The organism is Laedolimicola ammoniilytica, from assembly GCF_025567165.1.
GTDB classification, from domain to species: domain Bacteria; phylum Bacillota; class Clostridia; order Lachnospirales; family Lachnospiraceae; genus Laedolimicola; species Laedolimicola ammoniilytica.
This window is the reverse complement of sequence record NZ_JAOQKC010000007.1, coordinates 1-22,050: the sequence shown is the minus strand read 5'-3', so window position 1 is coordinate 22,050 and position 22,050 is coordinate 1. Positions and strand designations below refer to the sequence as shown.

25 protein-coding genes, 3 tRNA genes, 2 pseudogenes and 1 riboswitch are annotated in these 22,050 nt (G+C 51.3%); of the genes and pseudogenes, 27 read left to right on the top strand and 3 right to left on the bottom strand.

The window, feature by feature from the left end; all coding sequences use genetic code 11:
• On the top strand, positions 1 to 1,050 hold the full coding sequence (locus OCV63_RS06655; RefSeq protein WP_158362980.1) for an L-threonylcarbamoyladenylate synthase: 1,050 nt from the start codon (positions 1 to 3) through the stop codon (positions 1,048 to 1,050).
• Between the two features lie 295 nt (positions 1,051 to 1,345).
• On the opposite strand, the gene OCV63_RS06650 is transcribed toward OCV63_RS06655, so the two are convergent.
• Positions 1,346 to 1,428, bottom strand: a tRNA-Leu gene (locus tag OCV63_RS06650).
• A 183-nt stretch (positions 1,429 to 1,611) separates the two neighbouring features.
• On the opposite strand from OCV63_RS06650, the gene OCV63_RS06645 reads away from it, so the two are divergent.
• The 16 genes from OCV63_RS06645 to OCV63_RS06570 all read left to right on the top strand — a co-directional run bounded on the left by OCV63_RS06645 (position 1,612) and on the right by OCV63_RS06570 (position 13,150).
• Positions 1,612 to 1,696: transfer RNA gene (locus OCV63_RS06645), tRNA-Leu, on the top strand.
• A gap of 4 nt (positions 1,697 to 1,700) precedes the next feature.
• Positions 1,701 to 1,783, top strand: a tRNA-Leu gene (locus tag OCV63_RS06640).
• 166 nt (positions 1,784 to 1,949) lie between these two features.
• Positions 1,950 to 3,317: an MATE family efflux transporter gene (locus OCV63_RS06635; protein ID WP_262670677.1), complete on the top strand. Its 1,368-nt coding sequence runs from the start codon at positions 1,950 to 1,952 to the stop codon at positions 3,315 to 3,317.
• 84 nt (positions 3,318 to 3,401) lie between these two features.
• A riboswitch (TPP riboswitch) is annotated at positions 3,402 to 3,505 on the top strand.
• 78 nt (positions 3,506 to 3,583) lie between these two features.
• Positions 3,584 to 3,778, top strand: coding sequence for a sulfur carrier protein ThiS (gene thiS, locus OCV63_RS06630; protein ID WP_158362978.1), 195 nt, complete (start codon positions 3,584 to 3,586; stop codon positions 3,776 to 3,778).
• Between the two features lies 1 nt (position 3,779).
• Positions 3,780 to 4,415, top strand: coding sequence for a thiamine biosynthesis protein ThiF (gene thiF / locus OCV63_RS06625; RefSeq protein ID WP_158362976.1), 636 nt, complete (start codon positions 3,780 to 3,782; stop codon positions 4,413 to 4,415).
• 42 nt (positions 4,416 to 4,457) lie between these two features.
• Positions 4,458 to 5,228, top strand: coding sequence for a thiazole synthase (locus tag OCV63_RS06620; RefSeq protein ID WP_158362974.1), 771 nt, complete (start codon positions 4,458 to 4,460; stop codon positions 5,226 to 5,228).
• 13 nt (positions 5,229 to 5,241) lie between these two features.
• On the top strand, positions 5,242 to 6,495 hold the full coding sequence (gene thiH / locus OCV63_RS06615; RefSeq protein WP_158362972.1) for a 2-iminoacetate synthase ThiH: 1,254 nt from the start codon (positions 5,242 to 5,244) through the stop codon (positions 6,493 to 6,495).
• A complete protein-coding gene (locus OCV63_RS06610) occupies positions 6,488 to 7,111 on the top strand; it encodes a thiamine phosphate synthase (protein WP_158362970.1) in 624 nt (207 codons plus the stop codon). The genes thiH and OCV63_RS06610 overlap by 8 nt, the downstream gene beginning before the upstream one ends.
• Position 7,112: 1 nt before the next feature.
• Complete coding sequence (gene thiE, locus OCV63_RS06605) at positions 7,113 to 7,757, top strand: thiamine phosphate synthase (RefSeq protein ID WP_158362968.1); 645 nt, start codon at positions 7,113 to 7,115, stop codon at positions 7,755 to 7,757.
• An 86-nt stretch (positions 7,758 to 7,843) separates the two neighbouring features.
• Complete coding sequence (gene thiD, locus OCV63_RS06600; RefSeq protein ID WP_158362966.1) at positions 7,844 to 8,650, top strand: bifunctional hydroxymethylpyrimidine kinase/phosphomethylpyrimidine kinase; 807 nt, start codon at positions 7,844 to 7,846, stop codon at positions 8,648 to 8,650.
• Between the two features lies 1 nt (position 8,651).
• Positions 8,652 to 9,821 (top strand): putative hydroxymethylpyrimidine transporter CytX, encoded by a 1,170-nt coding sequence (gene cytX, locus OCV63_RS06595; protein ID WP_158362964.1) that lies wholly within the window; start codon positions 8,652 to 8,654, stop codon positions 9,819 to 9,821.
• Between the two features lie 276 nt (positions 9,822 to 10,097).
• A complete protein-coding gene (locus OCV63_RS06590; RefSeq protein WP_158362962.1) occupies positions 10,098 to 10,568 on the top strand; it encodes a YbaK/EbsC family protein in 471 nt (156 codons plus the stop codon).
• 150 nt (positions 10,569 to 10,718) lie between these two features.
• On the top strand, positions 10,719 to 11,423 hold the full coding sequence (locus OCV63_RS06585) for a hypothetical protein (protein WP_158362960.1): 705 nt from the start codon (positions 10,719 to 10,721) through the stop codon (positions 11,421 to 11,423).
• Between the two features lie 386 nt (positions 11,424 to 11,809).
• Positions 11,810 to 12,397, top strand: coding sequence for an HD domain-containing protein (locus OCV63_RS06580; RefSeq protein WP_158362958.1), 588 nt, complete (start codon positions 11,810 to 11,812; stop codon positions 12,395 to 12,397).
• An 83-nt stretch (positions 12,398 to 12,480) separates the two neighbouring features.
• Complete coding sequence (locus OCV63_RS06575) at positions 12,481 to 12,762, top strand: nucleotidyltransferase family protein (RefSeq protein ID WP_158362956.1); 282 nt, start codon at positions 12,481 to 12,483, stop codon at positions 12,760 to 12,762.
• Positions 12,743 to 13,150, top strand: coding sequence for an HI0074 family nucleotidyltransferase substrate-binding subunit (locus OCV63_RS06570; RefSeq protein WP_158362954.1), 408 nt, complete (start codon positions 12,743 to 12,745; stop codon positions 13,148 to 13,150). Before OCV63_RS06575 ends, OCV63_RS06570 begins: the two co-directional genes overlap by 20 nt.
• Before the next feature lie 51 nt (positions 13,151 to 13,201).
• Here OCV63_RS06570 and OCV63_RS06565 read toward each other — a convergent pair whose 3' ends face one another.
• Both OCV63_RS06565 and OCV63_RS06560 read right to left on the bottom strand, forming a co-directional pair.
• Positions 13,202 to 14,932 carry an ABC transporter ATP-binding protein gene (locus tag OCV63_RS06565; protein ID WP_158362952.1) on the bottom strand — a complete coding sequence of 577 codons (1,731 nt, stop codon included), beginning with the start codon at positions 14,930 to 14,932 and terminating at the stop codon, positions 13,202 to 13,204.
• Positions 14,933 to 14,936: 4 nt separating this feature from the next.
• Positions 14,937 to 16,403, bottom strand: a complete 1,467-nt coding sequence (locus OCV63_RS06560) for an ABC transporter ATP-binding protein (RefSeq protein ID WP_262670676.1) — start codon at positions 16,401 to 16,403, stop codon at positions 14,937 to 14,939.
• On the opposite strand from OCV63_RS06560, the pseudogene OCV63_RS06555 reads away from it, so the two are divergent.
• The 10 genes and pseudogenes from OCV63_RS06555 to OCV63_RS06510 form a co-directional block, all read left to right on the top strand.
• Positions 16,368 to 16,724 (top strand): annotated as a pseudogene (locus OCV63_RS06555) (23S rRNA (uracil(1939)-C(5))-methyltransferase RlmD); the annotation flags it as partial. The gene OCV63_RS06560 and the pseudogene OCV63_RS06555 sit on opposite strands and share 36 nt — an antisense overlap.
• 119 nt (positions 16,725 to 16,843) lie before the next feature.
• Positions 16,844 to 17,665, top strand: a complete 822-nt coding sequence (locus tag OCV63_RS06550; protein ID WP_055200170.1) for a ParA family protein — start codon at positions 16,844 to 16,846, stop codon at positions 17,663 to 17,665.
• Complete coding sequence (locus OCV63_RS06545) at positions 17,622 to 18,557, top strand: ParB/RepB/Spo0J family partition protein (RefSeq protein WP_055200172.1); 936 nt, start codon at positions 17,622 to 17,624, stop codon at positions 18,555 to 18,557. The genes OCV63_RS06550 and OCV63_RS06545 overlap by 44 nt, the downstream gene beginning before the upstream one ends.
• Positions 18,558 to 18,569: 12 nt before the next feature.
• The gene (locus tag OCV63_RS06540; protein ID WP_055200174.1) at positions 18,570 to 18,839 is read left to right on the top strand and encodes a DUF5720 family protein; all 270 of its coding nucleotides are present in this window, start codon (positions 18,570 to 18,572) and stop codon (positions 18,837 to 18,839) included.
• Position 18,840: 1 nt separating this feature from the next.
• Positions 18,841 to 19,344, top strand: coding sequence for a hypothetical protein (locus OCV63_RS06535; protein ID WP_002576244.1), 504 nt, complete (start codon positions 18,841 to 18,843; stop codon positions 19,342 to 19,344).
• 60 nt (positions 19,345 to 19,404) lie between these two features.
• Entirely contained in the window at positions 19,405 to 20,283 is an 879-nt protein-coding gene (locus OCV63_RS06530) for a DUF6017 domain-containing protein (protein ID WP_002576243.1), read from the top strand.
• A 34-nt stretch (positions 20,284 to 20,317) separates the two neighbouring features.
• The gene (locus tag OCV63_RS06525; RefSeq protein ID WP_009004944.1) at positions 20,318 to 21,064 is read left to right on the top strand and encodes a BRO family protein; all 747 of its coding nucleotides are present in this window, start codon (positions 20,318 to 20,320) and stop codon (positions 21,062 to 21,064) included.
• Positions 21,065 to 21,086: 22 nt separating this feature from the next.
• The gene (locus tag OCV63_RS06520; RefSeq protein WP_025487374.1) at positions 21,087 to 21,398 is read left to right on the top strand and encodes a DUF5720 family protein; all 312 of its coding nucleotides are present in this window, start codon (positions 21,087 to 21,089) and stop codon (positions 21,396 to 21,398) included.
• A gap of 12 nt (positions 21,399 to 21,410) precedes the next feature.
• Positions 21,411 to 21,830 (top strand): DUF4313 domain-containing protein, encoded by a 420-nt coding sequence (locus OCV63_RS06515; RefSeq protein ID WP_002576240.1) that lies wholly within the window; start codon positions 21,411 to 21,413, stop codon positions 21,828 to 21,830.
• An 86-nt stretch (positions 21,831 to 21,916) separates the two neighbouring features.
• Positions 21,917 to 22,050, top strand: a pseudogene (locus tag OCV63_RS06510) (PcfB family protein); the annotation flags it as partial.

Here is a 22,050-nt window from a genome sequence, read left to right as displayed (position 1 = left end):
TTGGATACACAGGTAAGAAAACTAGATTATGACAGCATTGATTCGGAGATTATGAAAGAGGCGGGTGATATTATCCGGGCCGGCGGCCTGGTGGCATTTCCTACGGAGACGGTATATGGTCTCGGCGGCGATGCGCTGAATCCGGAATCTTCCAAGAAAATATACGCAGCCAAGGGACGTCCCTCGGACAATCCCCTGATTGTACACATAGAAGAACGGGCGGATCTGTATAAAATTGCGGCGAAGGTGCCGGAAAAGGCAGAAAAAATGATGGATGCCTTCTGGCCGGGACCATTGACTCTGATTTTTCCGAAGACAGATCGGGTACCTTCCGAGACCACAGGCGGCCTGGATACAGTAGCAGTACGGATGCCGAGTGACGGGATTGCGGCGGCCTTTATCCGGGCGGCGGGAGGTTTTATAGCAGCTCCCAGCGCCAATGTATCGGGACGGCCCAGTACGACTACGGCAGCCCATGTGATAGAAGATCTGTCCGGACGGATCGAGATGATTCTGGACGGCGGCCAGGCAGTGATTGGCCTGGAATCTACCATTGTAGACATGAGTGTAGAGCCTCCGGTCATTCTGCGTCCGGGCGCCATCACGAAAGATATGATGGAAGCAGTCATTGGTCCGGTAGAGATTGATAAGGCGATCATCGCTCCGAACTCAGGCGTTAAGCCCAAGGCTCCCGGTATGAAATACCGCCATTACGCGCCCAGAGCCGACCTGACCATCGTAGAAGGTCCCAGCGACAAAGTAGTCGAGACCATGAACCGGATGGCTGCAGAGGCCGAAGAGAGCGGTAAAAAAGTAGGTATTATAGCCACCGATGAGACAAAGTCCCGTTATCCCCACGGCATCGTCATGAGCCTGGGAGCCCGCAGTAACGAAGAAGAGATCGCGCAGCACCTCTTTGAGGTACTCCGTAAATTCGACGACACGGATGTGGAATGTATTTTTTCCGAATCCTTCGAGGATGCGGCCATTGGTGCCGCCATTATGAACCGGCTGCTGAAGGCAGCGGGACACAAAGTAGTACGGGTATAGCCATCTAGTTTATATCAAAAACCAGAAACCAGGAGCGGTGGAGGACTTTCTTCTAAGATAGTGTCCGGCTTTTCGCGCACTAGTGTCTGACTGGAGTGGACCTTGAGTCCGAGCCAGACAGACGCCTGTCCGTGAAACGTCCGAACACTTCAGAAGAAAATCCTCCGCCGCTCCTGGTTTCGTCCGTTCGTGAAACGTCCGAACACCTCAGAAGCAAATTCCGCGCCCCCTTCTTTTTTCGTCCGTTCTTACAAAACAAAAAAGCTTTCCAGATTCCTCTGAAAAGCTTTCGTGATGCAGGAGATGGGACTTGAACCCACACAGCCTTGCGACTACAGGCACCTGAAGCCTGCGCGTCTGCCATTCCGCCACTCCTGCGAACAAATAGTATCTTATCAGAAAGTGTTCTTATTGTCAACACTTTTTTGAAATTATTTTCAAATTTGTAAATTTAAAAATCGGATAAAAATTTTTGAAAAAAATTCGGGAAAACAGTTGACATTTGTTAAAAGCGGTGTTATTATAATCAAGCGCGTTGACGAAACGAGCAAACAACTAAATGCGGAAGTGTCGGAACTGGCAGACGAGCAAGACTAAGGATCTTGTGATTATTGCAATCGTGTGGGTTCAAGTCCCATCTTCCGCAGTGAGCAGGAGTGGCGGAATGGCAGACGCGCAGGCTTCAGGTGCCTGTAGTCGCAAGGCTGTGTGGGTTCAAGTCCCATCTCCTGCATAAAGGTCTCAGATGAATTCTGAGACCTTTTTGTTATGTAATAGGAGATCCTATGGGAGCCCCTATTACATAACAAAGATTCCTGCTTTTTAACAAAAATACTTGAAGTGGTATAAATAATGCGTTACGATAGGTCTGATTTCATACAAAGCGGAGAGAAATAAAGATGGAAGAGCGAAAGAAAACAAAAGAAATGGATATGCTGAACGGCGGTCTGGCGGGGAAGCTGATTCTGTTTGCGGTTCCGTTGGCTTTCAGCAGTATTCTGCAACAGCTGTTTAACTCAGCGGATGTGGCAGTGGTAGGCCGGTTTGCGGGCTCCCAGGCTCTGGCGGCAGTGGGAAGCTGTGTGGCACTGGTGGGAATTTTTGTCAATCTGATTGTGGGATTGGCGGTGGGCCCCAATGCGGCCCTGGCCAATCTGATCGGCCAGGGAAGGCGGGACAGCATAAGCCGGATGGTGCATACGATTATGACCTTCGGGGCAATGCTGGGAATAATTTTGCTGGCTGTCGGTATGCTGACGGCACGGCTGGTGCTGGAGGCTTCCGGAACTCCGGAAACAGTCATCAATGAGGCGTTATTATATATCCGCATTTATTTTATCGGACTGCCCTTCATGGTGCTTTATAATTTTGGCTCTGCCATTCTTCGAAGCTATGGCGACACGAGACGGCCCATGTATTATCTGATTCTGTCCGGCATTTTAAATGTGGTTCTGAACCTTCTGCTGGTCATCGTATTTGGTCTCGGCGTGGCAGGCGTGGCGATTGCAACGGTGATTTCCAATGTGCTGAGTACGGTGCTGGTAATGGTTTATCTCCATGCAAGAACAGATGAATTTCAATTCTACTTCCACAGACTGTGTATCGACGGCACGGATTTAAAAAAGGTACTGCTGATTGGAATTCCGGCGGGCATTCAGGGCGCGATTTTTTCCGTGTCCAATGTATTTATCCAGAGCGGGATCAATTCCTTTGGAGAGGACGCCATTGCGGGATCCTCCCTGGCGCTGAATTTTGAATATTTTACATATGATATTGCCAACGCCTTTGCCCAGGCGGCAGTAACCTTTACCAGCCAGAATTTTGGCGCGGGGAATCTGAAGCGCTGTAAGCGGATCTTCTGGCTTTGTATGCTGTTTGGAATGGGCTTTACCGAGATTTTGAGCATTATTTTTATGATCTGGGACGAATTTTTCGTAGGAATCTATACTATCAGCAGCAGTGTGGCGGTCTATGGCCTGGTGCGGATGCATCATGTCTGCTCGCTGGAGGGGCTGACAGCCACTTATGAGGTGGAGAGCGCGGCGCTCCGGGGTATGGGAAAATCCCTGGAACCCTCTATTATCACAATTCTGGGAACGGTTGTATTCCGTATGATCTGGCTTCTGACGGTATTTAAATGGTTCCCCACCTATGATATGCTGATGAATGTCTATGTAGCCTCCTGGGTATGTACGGGCGGCGCGATCTTTGTGGTCTGGTTTCTCTATATGCGAAAAATGGAAAAGCGCCAGACTGAACTTGTATAGGTGATATGTAGTAGAAATTGTACAGGAAAATTTTGAAAAGACCTTGTTCTTTTATGAAAATCGATCTATAATGCAAAAAGACAATAAAACAGACGGGAGCTTGTATACAGGCTGAGAGGAAGGTGTGACCTTCGACCGGGAACCTGATTTGGATAATGCCAACGTAGGGATACCTGAGCAAAAAGGAAAAACGGAAAGCTACCAAATCGGTGGCTTTCTTTTTTATTGCGTTTATTGCGAAAAATTATGGGACAGGAGAAGAAAGCATGGTAAAAGTAAACGGAACAGAACTTAATATCGCCGGAAAAACCGTGGCGGAATATCTGGCCGGAACCAATTACGATCTGAAGCGGATCGCGGTGGAGCGAAACGGCGATATTGTGCCAAAGGCACAGTACGAGACAGCGGTGCTGGCGGACGGCGACAGCGTGGAAGTAGTCAGCTTTGTGGGAGGCGGCTGAGATGATACCGACAAAGGAAGAATGGCACCGGGCTCTGGCAGCCCGGCATGGGGAAGCCTTCCAGAAAAGGGCCGAGCATACGACCGTGGCCATCTGTGGCCTGGGAGGCTTAGGCTCCAATATCAGTATCTGCCTGGCAAGAGTCGGCGTGGGAAAGCTGATACTGATTGATTTTGACCGGGTGGATATCTCGAATCTTCACCGGCAGCAGTACAAGGCAAGCCAGCTGGGGCTTCCGAAGACGGAGGCGCTGGCGGCAAATCTGAAAGAAATCGCGCCCTATATCGAGCTGGAGACCCATACGCTCCGTATTACGGAGGACAATATAGGAGAGCTTCTTACGGATGCGGACATCATCTGCGAGGCCTTTGACAATCCGGAGTGCAAAGCAATGCTGGTCAATGCAGTGCTGGAGAAATTTCCGGAGAAATATCTGTTGTCCGGCTCCGGTATGGCCGGTATGGACAGTGTGAACCGGATACAGACCCGGCGGGTTACGAAGCGGTTTTATCTCTGTGGGGACGGCGTCAGCGATGTGAAGGAGTGTGGTACGCTGGTTTCCAGTCGGGTCATGACCTGCGCAGCCCACGAGGCCCATATGGTGATACGGATTCTGGCGGGAGAGCCGGAGCCGTAGAAGAGTATAAAAAGCGAAATTTAAGAGAAAGAAGGTATACATATGAACAACGATACATGGACACTGGGGGGACATGAATTCCATTCCCGTTTTATTCTTGGATCCGGAAAATATTCCCTGAACTTAATCGAGGCTGCGGTAAAGGATGCGGGAGCGGAGATCATCACACTGGCGGTACGCAGGGCGAACACCAGAGAGCATGAGAATATCCTGGATTATATTCCGGATCATGTGACACTGCTTCCCAATACCAGCGGCGCGAGAACTGCGGAAGAAGCAGTCCGTATCGCGCGGCTGGCCAGAGAGCTTGGCTGCGGCGATTTCGTAAAGGTGGAGATTATGCGGGATTCCAAGTATCTTCTGCCGGACAATCAGGAGACCATTAAAGCCACCGAGATTCTGGCGAAGGAGGGCTTTGTGGTCATGCCCTATATGTATCCGGACCTGAATGTGGCAAGAGATCTGGTGAACGCAGGAGCAGCTTCCGTTATGCCGTTGGCGTCTCCCATTGGCTCCAATAAGGGCCTGGCTACAAAAGAATTTATCCAGATCCTGATTGATGAAATCGATTTGCCGATTATCGTGGACGCCGGTATCGGAAAGCCCTCTCAGGCCTGCGAGGCCATGGAGATGGGAGCTGCGGCGATTATGGCCAATACGGCGCTGGCCACAGCAGGCAATCTGCCGCTTATGGCTTCCGCTTTCAAGGACGCCATAGAGGCCGGACGAAACGCGTATCTGGCAGGGCTTGGAAGAGTGCTGACCAGGGGTGCGGCAGCCTCCGATCCGCTGACCGGATTTCTGCGGGATTGAGAGGTGTGAGCATATGGAAAATCAGTTCTTTGTAGACTCGGAATACCTTTCCGAAAAAGCGCTGGCGAAGAAGCATAAGCTGGAGACGGATCCCTCCTCCAGAACCAACCATATGGAATATATGCCGGGCATGGAGCAGATCGACTCGGACATCTGTGAGAAGGTCATGTCCCAGGTGGCGTCCTATGATTATCAAACGTATACAGAGAAGGATGTAAAGGCAGCCCTGGAGCACCGTACCTGCTCCGTGGAGGATTTTAAGGCTTTGTTATCTCCGGCGGCGGAACCCTTCCTGGAGCAGATGGCAGAGCGGGCCAGATGGGAGACCAGTAAGCACTTTGGCAATACGGTGTATCTGTTTACGCCTCTTTATATCGCCAATTACTGTGAAAATTACTGTGTATATTGTGGCTTCAACTGCTATAACCACATTAACCGCATGAAGCTCAATATGGAGCAGATCGAGAAAGAAATGAAGGTCATCGCCGACAGCGGTATGGAGGAGATCCTGATTCTGACCGGTGAGAGCCGTGGTAAGAGCGGCGTCGATTATATCGGCGAGGCCTGTAAGCTGGCAAAGAAGTATTTCCGGATGGTGGGGCTGGAGATTTATCCGGTCAATTCCGATGAATACCGGTATCTTCATGAATGCGGCGCGGACTATGTGACGGTATTTCAGGAGACCTATGATACGGATAAGTATGAAACGCTGCATCTGATGGGGCACAAGCGTGTATGGCCCTACCGGTTCAACGCCCAGGAGCGGGCGCTGATGGGTGGCATGCGCGGTGTGGGATTTTCGGCGCTTCTGGGGCTGTCGGATTTTCATAAGGACGCGCTGGCAAGCGCGCTGCATGTCTATTATCTGCAGCGGAAATATCCCCATGCGGAAATGTCCCTGTCCTGTCCGAGACTGCGTCCGATTATCAACAACGATAAGATCAATCCGCTGGACGTCCACGAAAAGCAGCTGTGCCAGATTATCTGCGCGTACCGGATCTTTCTGCCCTACGTGGGGATCACCGTATCCTCCCGGGAGAGCGCGTCCTTCCGGAACGGGATCGTGAAGATTGCGGCGACGAAGGTGTCTGCAGGCGTATCCACCGGTATCGGGGATCATGAGAGTAAATACAGCGGCAAGGACGACGGAACAGAGACCGGCGACGAGCAGTTTGAGATCAATGACGGGCGGAGCTTTGAGACCATGTATGAGGATATCACGGAGGAAGGACTTCAGCCGGTGCTGAATGATTATGTGTATGTCTAATGTGTTAGTGATTACAAACCGTAAGCTTTGCAAAGAGGATTTTTTCGGGCGTATAGAAGCGCTGGCTGCGGCGGGACCCGGGGGTATCATTCTGCGGGAAAAGGATTTGCCGGAGGCGGAATATCTGGAACTGGCGCGTCAGACGGCAGAAATTTGTGACAGATATCAGACGCCCTGTGTTCTGCACAGCTTCCCGGGGGCAGCCCTGGAGCTGGGTGTAAAGCGGCTCCACCTGCCGTTTCCTATCCTGAGGAACTTATCCCCGGATGAACGGGCATATTTTACCGTGCTGGGCGCGTCCTGTCATTCCGCGGAGGACGCCCGGGAGGCAGAGGCGCTTGGCTGTACCTATATAACGGCGGGGCACGTATTTGATACAGATTGTAAAAAAGGACTGCCCGGGCGGGGACTGGAGTTTTTGAAACAGGTGTGTGAAAGCGTGAAGACACCTGTGTACGCCATCGGTGGAATCGCTCCGGAGAATTACAAAGAGGTGATGGCTGCGGGGGCAGCAGGCGTGTGCGTCATGAGCGGCGCTATGGTATGTGAAGCGCCGGGACGCTATCTGTCAGCCTTTTCAGAAAAGACGGCGAACACACAGAAAGGGATAAGATAGAATGAAATTTAAGAAAGAGATGCTGCTGCTCTACGCGGTGACGGACCGGCACTGGACCGGCGGACAGACGCTGGAAGAGCAGATTGAGGAAGCTCTGGCGGGAGGCGTGACGATCCTGCAGCTGCGGGAAAAGAAGCTTCCGGAGGAGGAGTTTCTGCAGGAAGCTATCCGGGTAAAGGAAATCTGTCATCGCCACGGCGTCCCGCTGATTATCAACGATAATGTGGAGGTGGCGCTGAAAAGCGGCGCAGACGGCGTCCACGTGGGGATCGAGGACGCTCCGGTCAGTGAAATTCGCGCCCGGGTTCCGGCGGATTTTATCATCGGGGCCACCTGTAAGACGGTAGAGCAGGCGAAGAAGGCAGAGCAGGCAGGCGCGGACTATATGGGCGTAGGAGCCGTATTTCCATCGCCGACCAAGACAACGGCTATTCGGATTACCAGGGAGCAGCTCTGTGAAATCTGTACCTCCGTACAGATTCCGGCGGTGGCCATCGGCGGTATCACTGCAGAGAATATCACAGAGATCCGGGGCGGCGGCATGGCCGGAGCGGCTGTGGTTTCCGCTATCTTCGGAGCGGCGGATATCCAAAAAGCAGCGGGAGAGCTGAAGAAAAAGGTAAAAGAGGTAGTAACGGGCGCATAAAGCCCGTGAAAGCGGCAGACCGGGGGCACCACTCTCTGTCGCGATAGAAAAATAATGCGAAAACAAAGGAAAAGAGGAAAACACAAATGAGAACAGCATTATCAATCGCAGGCAGCGATTCCTGCGGAGGCGCCGGCATTCAGGCAGATCTGAAGACCATGACCATGAATGGGGTGTACGCGATGACAGCGGTTACCGCACTGACAGCGCAGAACACCACCGGCGTAAGAGCAATCCAGGAGGCAACCCCGGAATTTTTGGGACAGCAGATTGACGCGGTATTCGAGGATATTTTTCCGGATGCGGTCAAAATCGGAATGGTATCCGCAAGCGAACTGATTCGTGTCATTGCAAAGAAGCTGCGTGATTACGAGGCAAAGCATATCGTGGTGGATCCGGTCATGGTAGCTACCAGCGGCTCGGTGCTTCTGAAGACAGATGCGGTGGAGACACTGGAAAAGGAGCTGCTGCCTCTGGCAGAGGTGGTGACGCCCAATATCCCGGAGGCGGAGATTCTATCCGGCATGACTATTAAAACCAAGGAAGATATGCTGGCGGCAGCAGAGAAAATCAGCAAAACCTATGGCTGCGCCGTTTTATTAAAGGGCGGGCACAGTATCAATGACGCCAACGACTATCTCTATGCAAACGGGGAAGGCCACTGGTTCGAAGGCAAGCGCATCGACAATCCCAATACCCATGGAACCGGCTGTACCCTTTCCAGCGCGATTGCTTCCAATCTGGCCAAGGGCTATGAACTTCCGGAAGCGGTAAAGCGGGCGAAGGATTATATTTCCGGCGCGCTGGGAGCCATGCTGGATCTTGGCAAGGGATCCGGCCCCATGAAGCATGCCTTTGATCTGACGGGTGAATTTGCGAAGGAGGTGCGGTAAGATGACAGAAAAGCGTACTTCTGTATTTGAAAACGGTCTTATCTGGTTCGGAGCCGGAGTCTCGATTGCAGAGATTCTGACAGGAACTTATCTTGCGGATCTGGGCTTCGGAAAAGGTCTGCTGGCTATTATCGTAGGCCACATCATCGGCTGTACCATGCTGTTCTTATCCGGTCTCATCGGCGGAAAGGTGCGAAGAAGCGCCATGGAAACGGCAAAGATGAGCTTTGGAAGCAAGGGCGGACTGCTTTTTTCCGCACTGAATGTGATTCAGCTGGTGGGCTGGACGGCTATTATGATTTATGACGGAGCCCTGGCGGCGGACGGTATCCTGGGCGTGGGCAACTGGGTCTGGTGTCTGCTGATTGGCGGCCTGATTATCGTGTGGATTCTCATCGGTATTGAGAACCTGGGCAAGGTAAATACGGTGGCCATGGCGGCGCTCTTTATTCTGACCATTCTGTTAAGCTTTGTAATCTTCGGACACGGCGGCGCGGCCGTCACAGGAGGAGAAGGCATGACCTTTGGCGCAGCCGTAGAGCTTTCCGTAGCCATGCCGCTGTCCTGGCTGCCCCTGATCAGCGATTATACCAGAGAGGCGGAAAAACCGGTGCAGGCCACAGCGGTCAGCGCAGTCGTTTATGGCCTGGTAAGCTGCTGGATGTATGTGATTGGTATGGGAGCCGCGATTTTTACCGGAGAGTCGGATATCGCGCAGATTATGGTAAAGGCCGGGCTGGGGATCGCAGGCCTTCTGATCATTGTATTCTCCACCGTGACCACCACCTTCCTGGACGCGTACTCTGCAGGCATTTCCAGCGAGTCCCTAGGAGAGAAGATCCATGGAAAATGGGTAGCGGTTGTGGTGACTGTGATCGGTATTGCAGGAGCCATCCTGTTCCCCATGGACGATATCACGGACTTCCTGTATTTCATCGGATCTGTTTTTGCGCCGATGATTGCCATTCAGATTGCGGATTTCTTTATCCTGAAAAAGGCAGAGAGCAAAAGAGCCTTTGAGTGGAAGACACTGGTGGTGTGGCTTCTGGGCTTTATCCTTTACCGGTGGCTGATGAATGTGGATATGGTCGTAGGCAATACCCTGCCGGATATGGTGGTTACCATTGTGTTCTACGTGGTTGTAGAGAAGCTGGCGGGAGAGAAGAAGTAGGCCTTACATAAAAGAATGGAAAGATGGGTAACACCTGATAAAAACGGGATCGGAGAAAGAAAGCTTCGATTCCGCTTTTTATGGAATCGGAAATTCCGATAGAATTCCCTATTCCATAAAAGCAAGCAGAGCTTGCAAAGATGCGCACTCGGCGCAGTGGTAGATGGTTGCTGAAGCAACCGCGCCTCGGCGCGGGCTTGCATTTAAACGTCAGCGTGGTAGAATAAAACAAAATGCGCGAAGGAAGCAAAAGAGAAGACAGGAGGAAGAAACACCATGTCGCAGAAAAGAGCAGAAAATTACTTGGAGCAGAAAGGGTTCTTAGATCACGTAATCCGTCTGGAGGCATCTACGGCCACCGTGGCGGAGGCAGCGGACGCATTGGGTGTGGAGCCGGGCATGATAGCCAAGACCATGTCCTTTCTGCAGGATGACCAGCCGATACTGATACTGACGGAAGGAACGGCCAGAGTAGAGAATCGAAAATATAAGGATACTTTTCATATAAAAGCGAAAATGATTCCCTTTGAAGAGGTAGAGCAGTGGATCGGCCATGCGCCGGGCGGGGTTTGCCCCTTCGGGATCAACGATGGCGTGAAGGTCTATCTGGATGAGAGCCTGCGCCGCTTCGAGACCGTGTATCCGGCAGCAGGAGATGCGCACAGTGCGGTGAAGCTTACCATTCCGGAACTGGAAGAGGTGGCCGGAGCCGTTGGGTGGGTAGACGTCTGCAAGGAACTTCAGTAACGATATCTGTCCCTACTATCATGAATTGTAAACTTATGGGATAAAATCCGGTTTTTCTGTAGTAAATGCGAAAAGAATCCGTTTATATAGGTGAACGTAAAAAAATAACACAGATTCCATTTACAAAAGCGCAGAAGGAGGAACAATCCTATGAAAAAAACAATTAGCCTGTTACTGATCGCAGCTGCAGCCACATTTCTGACAGCCTGCGCCAGAGGTGCGCAGACTCAGGACACCGTCGGAGCCGAGCCCCAGGTACAGACCGCCGACGCAGCGTCTGAGGAGGAGAGCACAGATGGTTCCGGTGACGCGGTCACACTGCCCGATCTCACGGAATCCCGCCCGGTGGCTTATGCGCCCTGTGTCCGGGTGAACGGCGTCATTTACCAGGATACCGGGTTCTTAAGCAGCATGGTTGGCTGCGGTAATATGGACGGAAAGATTACCACTTCAGTGGAAAGCACCCAGCTGCCTGCCAAAGACGATGAAGCCAATTTCGGAAAAGGGTATGGCTACCAGTTCGGCGCGGATGACACCCTGCTTGTGTACTGGGACGACGAACCCCATATCTTCCGGAATGTGGATTCTGCGGACACGTCGATCCCGGCGGAGGTACTGCATTTCATGGCCGAGGTAAAGGAAGTAAACGAGGGGAATCTTCTGGTGACCTACATCGCTGTGGCCGACGGCTTTCAGAAAATGTCCGCAGGCGACTATGTGGTTTCCGCAGACAATCTGATGGATGAAGTGCAGCCCGGCGACACCGTGGAGATCTGGTTTAGTGGTTACATCCAGGAGACCTGCCCGGCCCAGATCGGACTGGCATACCGGATTGAAAAAGTGAATGAAAAATAGAAAAGTCGTCAAAATGTCGATGATACACAAAGAAAAGTCGTCATTTTGGCGACTTTTCTTTACATGTGATAAAGTACATAAAAGTACATAAAAACAAAAGTACATAAAAACAAAAGTATATAAAAACAAAAGTACATAAAAACAAAAGTACATAAAAACAAAAGTACATAAAGCAAAAACAATCAGTACAGATTTTGATGAACAGCTGGATGTATCGAAAAAGCTTTATGGCCAAAATCTCAGATTCCATTTTACAAAAAAACAGGTAGCGGAATTGCTGGAAAATGCGGTAGAATATGAAGAGGAGATTCGTGCTCGTGTAGCATCGATCTTATATCTGCAGATGGATAAATATCGCTATTTATGGAAATAAAGGAGAAAAACTCATGGATGAGCGCTTAAAACAACAGCTCGATTTCGCCCTGGAAATCGACAAAGAAAAAAATATCTTCCGGCAGACCCATCTGTCCGGACACGGAAGAAATGAAAATGACGCGGAGCACGCCTGGCATATGGCGATTATGGCATACCTTCTGCAGGAATATGCCAATGAACCGGTGGACATCGGCCGGGTCATGCTCATGTGCCTGATTCATGATATTGTAGAAATTGACGCGGGAGATACCTATGCCTACGATACAGAGGGACTGAAAACCCAGAAGGCCAGGGAGGACGCAGCCAAGGAGCGGATCTTCTCCCTGCTTCCGGAGGATCAGAAGCAGAAATTGACGCAGTTGTTTGACGAATTTGAAGAATTCCAGACACCGGAATCTAAGTTTGCCCACGCCATGGACAACCTGCAGCCATTGCTGCTGAACAACAGCAATGGAGGCGGAGACTGGAGAGAACACGGCGTGTCGGCAAAGCAGGTCTATGGCAGACAGCAAAAGACCAGACAGGGCTCGGAGAAGCTCTATCAGGTGACGGATCAGATTCTGAAAGAGCATATCCGGAAGGGCAATCTGAAAGAATAGAAGATAGAAGAAAATGTTGTGAAACTTGCGGAAACCGGGTAGGCGTGGTAAACTGGTAAAAACGATACAAGGTGAAATAGAAAATGAATGTAATGTCCATCCATACGTTAATTCAACAGGTATCAGCCATTTGCAAAAAGAATCACGTGCAGCGTCTGGATCTTTTCGGTTCCTTTGCGACGGGGACGGCGACGCCGACCAGCGATATTGATTTCGTGGTATATGGCTGCAAAGATATTTCCCGGTTGGAAGCGGATCTGGAGCAGATAGAAACTCTTCGGAAAATCGACGTGTTTGATTATGACAGCATTCGAAATCCTTACTTGCTGGAGGATATAAAAAAATATGGAAAACAAATATATTAACCGGTATCATACGTTTTGTAAAAGTCTGGAAAATCTAAAGAAGAGCCAGACGGCAGATCCCCACGCAGATTTTGTTCTGGAGGGTACGGTGTTGAATTTCAGCCTGACCTTTGATATCGCATGGAAGGTTCTGAAGGACATTCTGGTCAAGAAGCTGGAGATTCTGGATTTTGCCATCGGTTCCCCCAGAGAAACCTTGCAGCAGGCATTTACCAATGGCCTGATAGATGATGATCGGTGGCTGCAGATGCTGAAGACCCGGAACTATCTGGCCTATGATTATGACGGAACCTTTGCGGAAGAAAAGTTTCGCGATATTATAGAAATTTACTGTCCATTGTTTGAAAAAATGAAGCAGCAGGTAAAGAAATATTATAATGAAGTGTAAAATTTAGAAGGTAATGTATAGAAAAAGTCAGCCTGAGAATGGCTGACTTTTTTACTTTATAGGAAATACTGCGTTACCGTGAAGGGTAAAGGTTCTGCCAAACTCTGCCGAGGTCCGGTGTGAGATGGAAAGCACGGTGCGGTTCTCGGAGACGCGGCGCAGGGCGCGAAGCACATGCTGCTCAGTTTCCGCGTCCAGATTGGCGGTGATTTCGTCCAGGAGCAGAAGCTCCGGATCCGAAACCGCCGCCCGGGCGATGGAGAGAAGCTGCCACTGGCCCTGAGAGAAGAGCTCCGGTGTGCAGGGGGTATCGTAGCCTTGCGCCAGATGCGAAATGGCGTCGGCAAGGCCGGTGAGGCATGCGGCCTTCTGAACGGCTTCGTCTGAGATAGCCGGGTCAAACAGGGTAATCTGATCCCGAACCGTTCCGGGAACCATATGGAAAGATTGTTCCACGTAGCCAAAAAGCTTTCGGCGGGCGGCCTCCGGGATAGAGGCGGCCGGAACGCCGTGGATCCGGACCTGCCCGGAATCCGGCTGATAGAGTCCCAAAAGCAGCTTGAACAGGGTACTTTTTCCGGCTCCGGTGCGGCCGAGAAGCGTCAGCTGGTCGCCGGTCTCCACAGTCAGATTCAGGTGGCTCAGGATGGGCTTGTTCCCGTCGTAGGAGAAGGTGACGTCGCGAAATTCGATGAAGGGCGCGTCCGGGAAAGCCTGTATGTCAGCGTGGGAATTTGTCGTTTCAGGCTTCGCAGAAGCTGCAGAAACGGAAGCATTTGCCTCGACCGGCTCTTTCTCCGGTAGCCCGAAAAACTCCTGAATCCAGTGAAGGCCCGCCACCGCCGACTGAATAGTCTGAATTTCCATTCCCAGACTCTCCACCGGGGAGAAGATCTGGGAAATATAGTTCATGACGGCCACAGCGGTACCGGCGGACATACCAAAGAGTGTCAGCACCCGGGGATTGCCCGAAGCGGATAAAAGCATGACCAGCGCTACCACGATGGCGTTCAGAATCAGGATGACCGGAGAGTAGATGGCGTCGTAGAAATTGGTCCGCTCCATGGCCCGGTAGCTGTCGCCGATGTAGCGGTCATATTGCTGCTCCATGTAGCGCTCCTTGCCGAGCACGTGGATAGTGCGGATATTGTGCAGGGTCTCCGGCACGTGGGCGGAGGCGCGGCTGACGGCCTTGCGGTTCTCGATCTGGGCGGTCAGCATATTTTTCTGCACATGGCGGGTAAAGGCGAACAGCAGGGGCAGCAGGAGCAGGAAAATCAGCGCCAGGCCCTTGTTCCGGAACCAGATAACCGCCAGAATACTTAAGATCTTGCAGGCGTCCGCGAAGATACTGATGATGCCGGAGGTGAAGAGATTTTCCACCGTGTCCACATCGCCCACGAAGCGGGACACCACAGCGCCCGGCTCCTGAAGGTTTAGCTCTTCCGCGGAAAGCCGTACGAATTTGGCCATCAGACGGCTTCGAAGGGCGTGGGTAATCTGCTGTCCGCAGACCGTCAGCAGACCCTCGCGGACGGATTCCAGGATCCCGGTCAGGGCCAGCATGGCAAAATAGAGCAGAATCAGAAGCAGGGAGGGCATGGTTCTAAGAGTCAGCGTATCGATGATATGTCCCAGCACCAGCGGCGGCACCAGAGCAGTCAGGATGGCCCCGCAGACCGAGAGCAGGATGCCGGAGGCAAGGAACCGGTGCTGCGCCAGGGTGGAGAGAATGATCTGGCGGACAGAGGTTGTTTCGTTATGTTTTTTTGCATGCCGCATGATGTTATACCTCCTGTCCTTGCTTATTTTTTATGGGTGGTTCTTCGTAAGTTCCTACAACCGCGCGCCCTTCATTCAGCCAGATAACCTGTTCCAACTCTGAAAACAGATACCGTCGATGGGAAATCAGAATCACCACCGCGTCCGTCGTGTAAGCTCTCAGATTTTCGAAAATCTGCCGCTCTGTATTCCGATCCAGCGCGGAAAACGGGTCGTCCAGAATCAGAACGGGCTTCTTATGGCAGAGCGTCCGTGCAAGCGCCAGCCGCTGTGCCTGGCCGCCGGAGAGTCTTACGCCGCCATTTCCCACAAGAGTCTCTATGCCATCCGGCATCTCCCGGATTTCCTCATCCAGGCAGACCATCCGCAGGTATTCCCAGGCGTCGCCTTCATCTCCCATCAGGATATTATGTTCGATGGTATCGTTAAAAAGCTCCGGGTCGTGCCCCAGATACCCGATTTCCCCAAGCCGGGTGCGTTCGTCCATTTCCGCAAGCTCTTTATCTCCCAGGCGGATGCTGCCCCGGTAGGGATATTCGCAGAGAAAGACCTTGCCGAGGGAAGATTTTCCGCAGGCCACCGGGCCGGTGACGCCGATGATCTGACCGGGCCTTGCGGCAAATGAGACATCGGAAAACAGCGTTTCATTTCCCGGATAGGCGAAGCCAAGCCCCTGTACCGTAAGGACTGCAGGCACGCCTGTCTCCGGTGTGTCGGGCGTCTCCGGCGCGTACATCAGGGGCCGGATGCGCTTCCAGGACACCTGCGCTTTATGGACCGCGTTGAAAAGCTTGGCCGCGCTGGAGGATTTCACCGCAAGCCTGGTAAAGCAGGAGATAAAGGTAGTGAAGGCCGCGATATCCCAGGCCGTCCAGCCCTGGCCCAGCACATTGCGCCCGCCGAAATACAGGATGAAGACCAATGCCGCCATGGAGATAATCCGGTAAATAGGCGGCAGGGAGGCGCTCCAGATATTGGCCCGGACGGCGGAGCGCTCGTAGGCGGAAAGATTTTCCTCGTAAGCGGCCATACGTTCCGGCTCGCAGCCGAAGACCCGGTAGGTGACAGCGTTGGCGGCGCGATCGAGGGTGGCGGAGCTTAAAGCCCCGGACTGCTCCTTATAGGCCGCGCCGGTCCGCTGCACGATGACCTTCATTTTCTCCGCAATCACATAGGAGACCGGCGGGAAAATCATACTGATCAGAGCCAGCCGCCAGTCGTAGAAGAGCAGCATGCCAGCGTAAGCCAGCAGGGCCACGCCCGTATCAAAGAGTTCCGTGGTGAACTTCCGCATGCCCTCGGCGCAGTCGTCCACGTCCAGAATGGCCTTGGTCATCATAGTTCCGGCCCCCTCTTCAGACAGGGTCCGGCGGCTTTTCTGCACCAGGCTGCCGTAGAGGGTATGCTTCATCCGCCGGTTTACGTTGTTAGCGAAACGGCGCACGTAGAGACGGTAGTTCTTTTGTCCCACAAAAAAGCCGACAGTTATATCCACATTGATGTGGAGTTTGGAGAGGGCGAGGGCAAGATTCCGGTAGATAGTATTGCTAAAAGAGCCGAAGCGTACAAGCCCAAAGAAAAAGTGACCTACAAAATGATTAAGGAGTATATAGAAGCGAAATACGGCTTCAAGGTACATACCGCATATATCGCAGAGGTAAAGCGAAATTTGGGATTGCCGATGTATGATGCTCCTAATGCGGTAGAAGAATTGAAACAGCCGAGGAAACATCCGACACCAGAAAAGGTAGAAGCAATCAAAGATGCACTTCGTTATTTTGCAGTGATATAAAACTTTACTTACAATCGAATATTTCTTACATAGCCGTTTATTCATTTATTTGAGTAAGCGGCTTTTTTCATCCCTATTTGTCGGAATAGGGATATTTTTTGTAGAAGGAGGAGGTTTATTTGAACACGCAAATCATCGCCATTGCCAACCAGAAAGGCGGCGTTGGCAAAACAACAACCTGTGCGAACTTGGGAATAGGTCTGGCACAGGCCGGAAAGAAAGTGCTTCTGATCGACGGGGACCCGCAAGGAAGCCTGACAATCAGCTTGGGAAATCCGCAACCAGACAAGCTGCCATTTACACTGTCGGATGCAATGGGCAAAATTCTGATGGATCAGCCTATACGCCCCGGAGAAGGTATTCTGCATCATGCAGAAGGCGTTGACCTGATGCCTGCGGATATTCAGCTTTCCGGTATGGAGGTTTCTTTGGTAAACGCCATGAGCCGTGAAACGATTTTACGGCAATATCTGGACACACTGAAGGGACAATATTCCCATATCCTGATTGACTGTCAGCCCTCGTTGGGAATGCTTACGGTCAATGCGCTGGCGGCTGCGAACAGGATCATAATTCCCGTTCAGGCAGAGTATCTGCCCGCCAAAGGGCTGGAACAGCTTCTATCTACGGTCAGTAAGGTGAAACGGCAGATTAATCCAAAGCTCCAGATTGACGGTATCCTGCTGACGATGGTGGATAACCGCACCAACTTTGCCAAAGAGATTGCTGCTTTGCTGCGGGACACCTATGGAAGTAAAATCAAAGTCTTTGGAACGGAAATCCCCCATTCTGTCCGGGCAAAGGAAATTAGCGCAGAGGGAAAAAGTATTTTCGCCCATGACCCTGGCGGCAAGGTGGCAGAGGGGTATCGAAATCTGACGAAGGAGGTGTTGAAACTTGAAAAGCAGCGCGAAAAAAATAGAGCTGGCATCGGTAGATGACCTGTTTTCCACCGAGGAAAGCCGTGCCGATGCACAGCGGGAACGGGTGCTGGAAATTCCCTTGTCTGAGCTGCACCCTTTTAAGAACCATCCGTTCAAAGTCAAGGATGATGAAGCCATGCTGGAAACTGCGGACAGTATCAAGCAGTATGGTGTGCTGGTTCCTGCGATTGCCCGCCCTGACCCGGAGGGTGGTTATGAACTGGTAGCCGGACACAGACGGCACAGAGCAAGTGAACTGGCAGAAAAAGAGACCATGCCGGTAATTGTCCGTGATCTGGATGATGACGCTGCCACAATTATTATGGTTGACAGCAACCTGCAACGAGAAAGCCTGCTTCCAAGTGAGAGGGCCTTTGCCTATAAAATGAAGTTGGAGGCTATGAAGCACCAGGGAGAGCGAGTGGATTTAACTTGTGCCCAAGTTGGGCACAAGTCCGATGGTAGAAAATCCAGAGATATTTTAGCTGAACAGGTTGGACAGAGTAAGAATCAAATTCAGAGATTTATCCGTCTGACTGAGCTGATTCCCGAACTGCTGGACATGGTGGATGAAAAGAAAATTGCCTTAAATCCCGCCTATGAGCTGTCCTTTCTCAAAAAGGAGGAACAGGTAGACCTGTTGGACGCGATGGACAGCGAACAGGCTACCCCTTCTCTTTCTCAAGCCCAGCGGCTCAAGAAATATAGCCAGGAGGGGCATCTGACCCTCGATATGATGCGTGTCATCATGGGTGAGGAAAAGAAAAGTGATCTGGACCGGGTGACATTTACCTCTGACACTTTGCGGAAGTATTTCCCTAAAAGCTATACGCCCCAGCGGATGCAGGAAACCATCATCAAGCTGCTGGAGGCATGGCAGAAAAAGCGTCAGAGAGACCAGGAACGATGAAAGGAGCCGCCTATGAGGGATATTTCAGCCCGTGAGCTGAAAGGACACAACATTCTCGCCGTAGAGAGGTTTTGGGATAACACCCGCTGGATGATCGAGTTTTCCGTCCTGCGTCCCAGCACTGCTTACGGAAGCCCCGGAGATGAAATGCGGCTGTTTTTGACTGAGGACGGTTATCAGGCCGCCTTGCAAAGCCAGCAGCGCCGGGAGATCAACATCAAAAGGTACGCCCGTGTAATTGAGGGTCATGTCTTGGATGTAAAGAAAAAACGGAGAAAATAAGATGTTTAGAGAAAAAGAAATTTGCAATGCCATCAGGACGGCGTATCTTTATCTTTTCCCCGACAAAAAGGAGCGGAAAAGGGCGCTCTCCAGATTGAACATGGAACTTGTGGCGCAGTCTGTCCGCTATCGTGGGGAAAGTGTCCTTGCTTACCAAACCGCGGGAAACCATGAGTGTTCCTTGAACTACTATGGGCCAGAGTTGTTTCCACAGCGGGGATTTTGCATTTACCAAAAAACTATCCAGAGTCATTCTACGCAGGTGGATGCTTCTTGCATCCGGGAACTATGGCTCTTGGAGGACGGGCGGTTTGTGGATGTCTCCTGCGTGAATACGAAATACCGTTCGGCGTATGAAAGGTTTTCTACCTGTTACCGTACTATCCATCATATCGTCAGGGAGCGGGACTGGCAGGACTATCCAGCGGAGGAGGTTGCCGACGCCTTTGAGGACATCAGCCGCTATCCCTTTGATGGGAGACCAGGAGTTTTCTATGAAGTTTGAGCCGCGTCTTTACTGACAGCGGCTTTTGTTATTTTCTGACCACAGGAAGGAGTGAAGTGAATGGCAGTCTACCGCGTACAACGGACACGCGATTACACCGTTATGTCAAATTATCATCTGAAGGATAAGGGGCTGACCTTAAAGTCTAAGGGTCTGCTCTCCATGATCCTGTCGCTCCCAGAGGAGTGGAATTACACTACAAGAGGGCTTGCTTCCATCTGTAAGGAGGGTGTGGACGCCATTGGCTCTGCGCTCAAAGAGTTGGAAACAGCTGGCTATATTGTCCGCAGGCAGCTTCGCGGTGCGAATGGCCGTATTACTGATACCGAGTACATCATTTATGAGCAGCCACAGCCAAAGAAGCTGGATATGCTGCCGTCAGATGTGGTTTCACCAGATACGGAAAACCCGGATATGGTAAAACCGGATACGGAAAAGCCCGCAGAATTAAATATAGAGAAATCAAATACAGAAAAATCAATTACTTATGGATCAAGTACCGATTCCATTCCCTTCCGGGAAACAGCGGCGGCAAGACCGCCGGAACGGAAAGGAAGAGATGCGATGTCTGTCACAGAGATAGAAAATTATCGGGAATTGATTTTGGAGAATATCGAGTATGACTGTCTGAAGCAGCGTTATCCTCTCTACCTGGATGACCTGAATGAGATCGTAGAGCTGTTGGTAGAAACGGTCTGTGCCAGACGAAAGACCACCCGGATCTCTGGGGCAGACTTTCCTCACGAGATCGTGCGTTCCCGTTTTTTGAAACTGGACAGCTCCCACATCGAGTTTGTCATGGACTGTCTGCAAAAGAACACCACCCAGGTACGCAACATGAAGCAGTACCTGCTTGCGGTGCTGTTCAATGCGCCTACCACCATGAATAATCACTTCACTTCATTGGTCAACCACGATATGCACGCAGGCGGCTGGTAAAGGCCGCCTTTTATCATGCCAAAGGAGGCACGACATGAACCAGATGGAAATTTTCAAAAACCCGGAGTTTGGCAGTATCCGGGTCATCGAAGAAAACGGCAAATACCTGTTCTGCGGAACGGATGTGGCCGCTGCGCTGGGGTACAGCAATTCCCGCGATGCAATTATCCGCCATTGTAGGTATGTCGTGAAACGCGACGCACCTCACCCACAAAGCCCCGACCGCAAAATCAGTATGACTTTTATCCCCGAAGGAGATTTGTACCGCCTGATTGTTCACAGCAAATTGCCATCGGCAGAACAGTTTGAACAGTGGGTATTCGATGAGGTTCTGCCTACCATTCGCAAGCACGGGGCCTATCTCACAAGAGAGAAGCTTTGGGAGGTAGCTACTTCCCCGGAGGCTCTGATGAAGCTCTGCTCAGACTTGTTGGCTGAGCGTGAAGCAAATATTTCTCTGCGTAAGGAAAATGCACAGCTGGAGGGAAAAGCCGCTTTCTATGACCTGTTCATCGACTTAAAGCACAGCACCAATCTCAGGACAACCGCCAAAGAGTTGGATGTCCCGGAGCGCCGGTTTGTTCGGTTTCTGATAGAACGACGGTTTGTGTACCGCACAGCATCCGGCAATGTGCTGCCCTATGCCAATGTGAAAAATACGGGGCTGTTCTGTGTGAAAGACTACTGCAATCACGGGCATACCGGCTCCTACACGCTGGTTACGCCAAAGGGAAAGCTCTACTTTGCTCAGCTGCGGGAGATGATCTTGCTGGTCTCATAAGAACGGAAAGGAAGTGGATTTTATGCAGGAAGGCAAAACAATCGGGCAGCTGATGGAGGAAATGCGCCAGAAAGCCGGGGCGCAGAACTATCACGGTCATGACTACATGGATCTCCAGCGATTTGCGGAGAACACCCGGCACATGATTATTTTTGATGTACTGACGCATGACTCCCCGGTTGGCTGGAAAGGAGAACGCACCCGCCTGTTTTTGTCAGATATAGGCTATGAAAAAGCTCTGGACAGTCAGGCAAATGGGCAGATCAAGATTCTCAGCCATGCAAAGGTCAGAAATGGAGATTTGTTTTATGACCACAAAGAACAGATACGATAGGAGGAATCCGATATGAATGAGGAAAAGAAAGTACCCTTTAAGTGGGAATATGGGGAAGAAACCATATCGCTGCAACTTGGAATGTATGCGAATAATCAGCGGCTTTATATCGGCATGATTACCCATACAGAAGATGGAGCAGAGGCGTTTGCAGATATGACGGTGAACCTACCAGGATATTCCCTGGACCCCGGAGAGGCGTTTATTTCCGGTGACATCAGCAAGGACCTGCTGCGATTCATCAAAGAGAACAAGTTGGGGAAGGTGCTTCCCTATCAGGTGCAGTCCGGTTATGGAAAATATTCTGCCGTTGCCTTTGATCTGGAGAAGTTGAAGGCATTTGACCCCAAAGGTGTGGCAGAGTTTCGGGAAGAGTGGAATCTGCCGGATAAGAAGCCGGTAAAGAAAAAGAACCGCGGGATGGAGCGATGAAGAAATATTTTCTCCGGCGGCTGGTGGTCCCGCCTTAGAAAGAAGTGCACCACCCCTGCACATTTTGTGGAAAGGAGGCGATGAAAATGCAGGAAGAAGTGGAAAACAGAACTTTGACGCTGGTTGTCAGTGGAACAAAGTTTACCGGCAGAATGTTTAAGGCTGCCATAAGCAAGTACATGGCACATCGAAAGGAAAAGAAGCTGGAAAAACAGAGAAG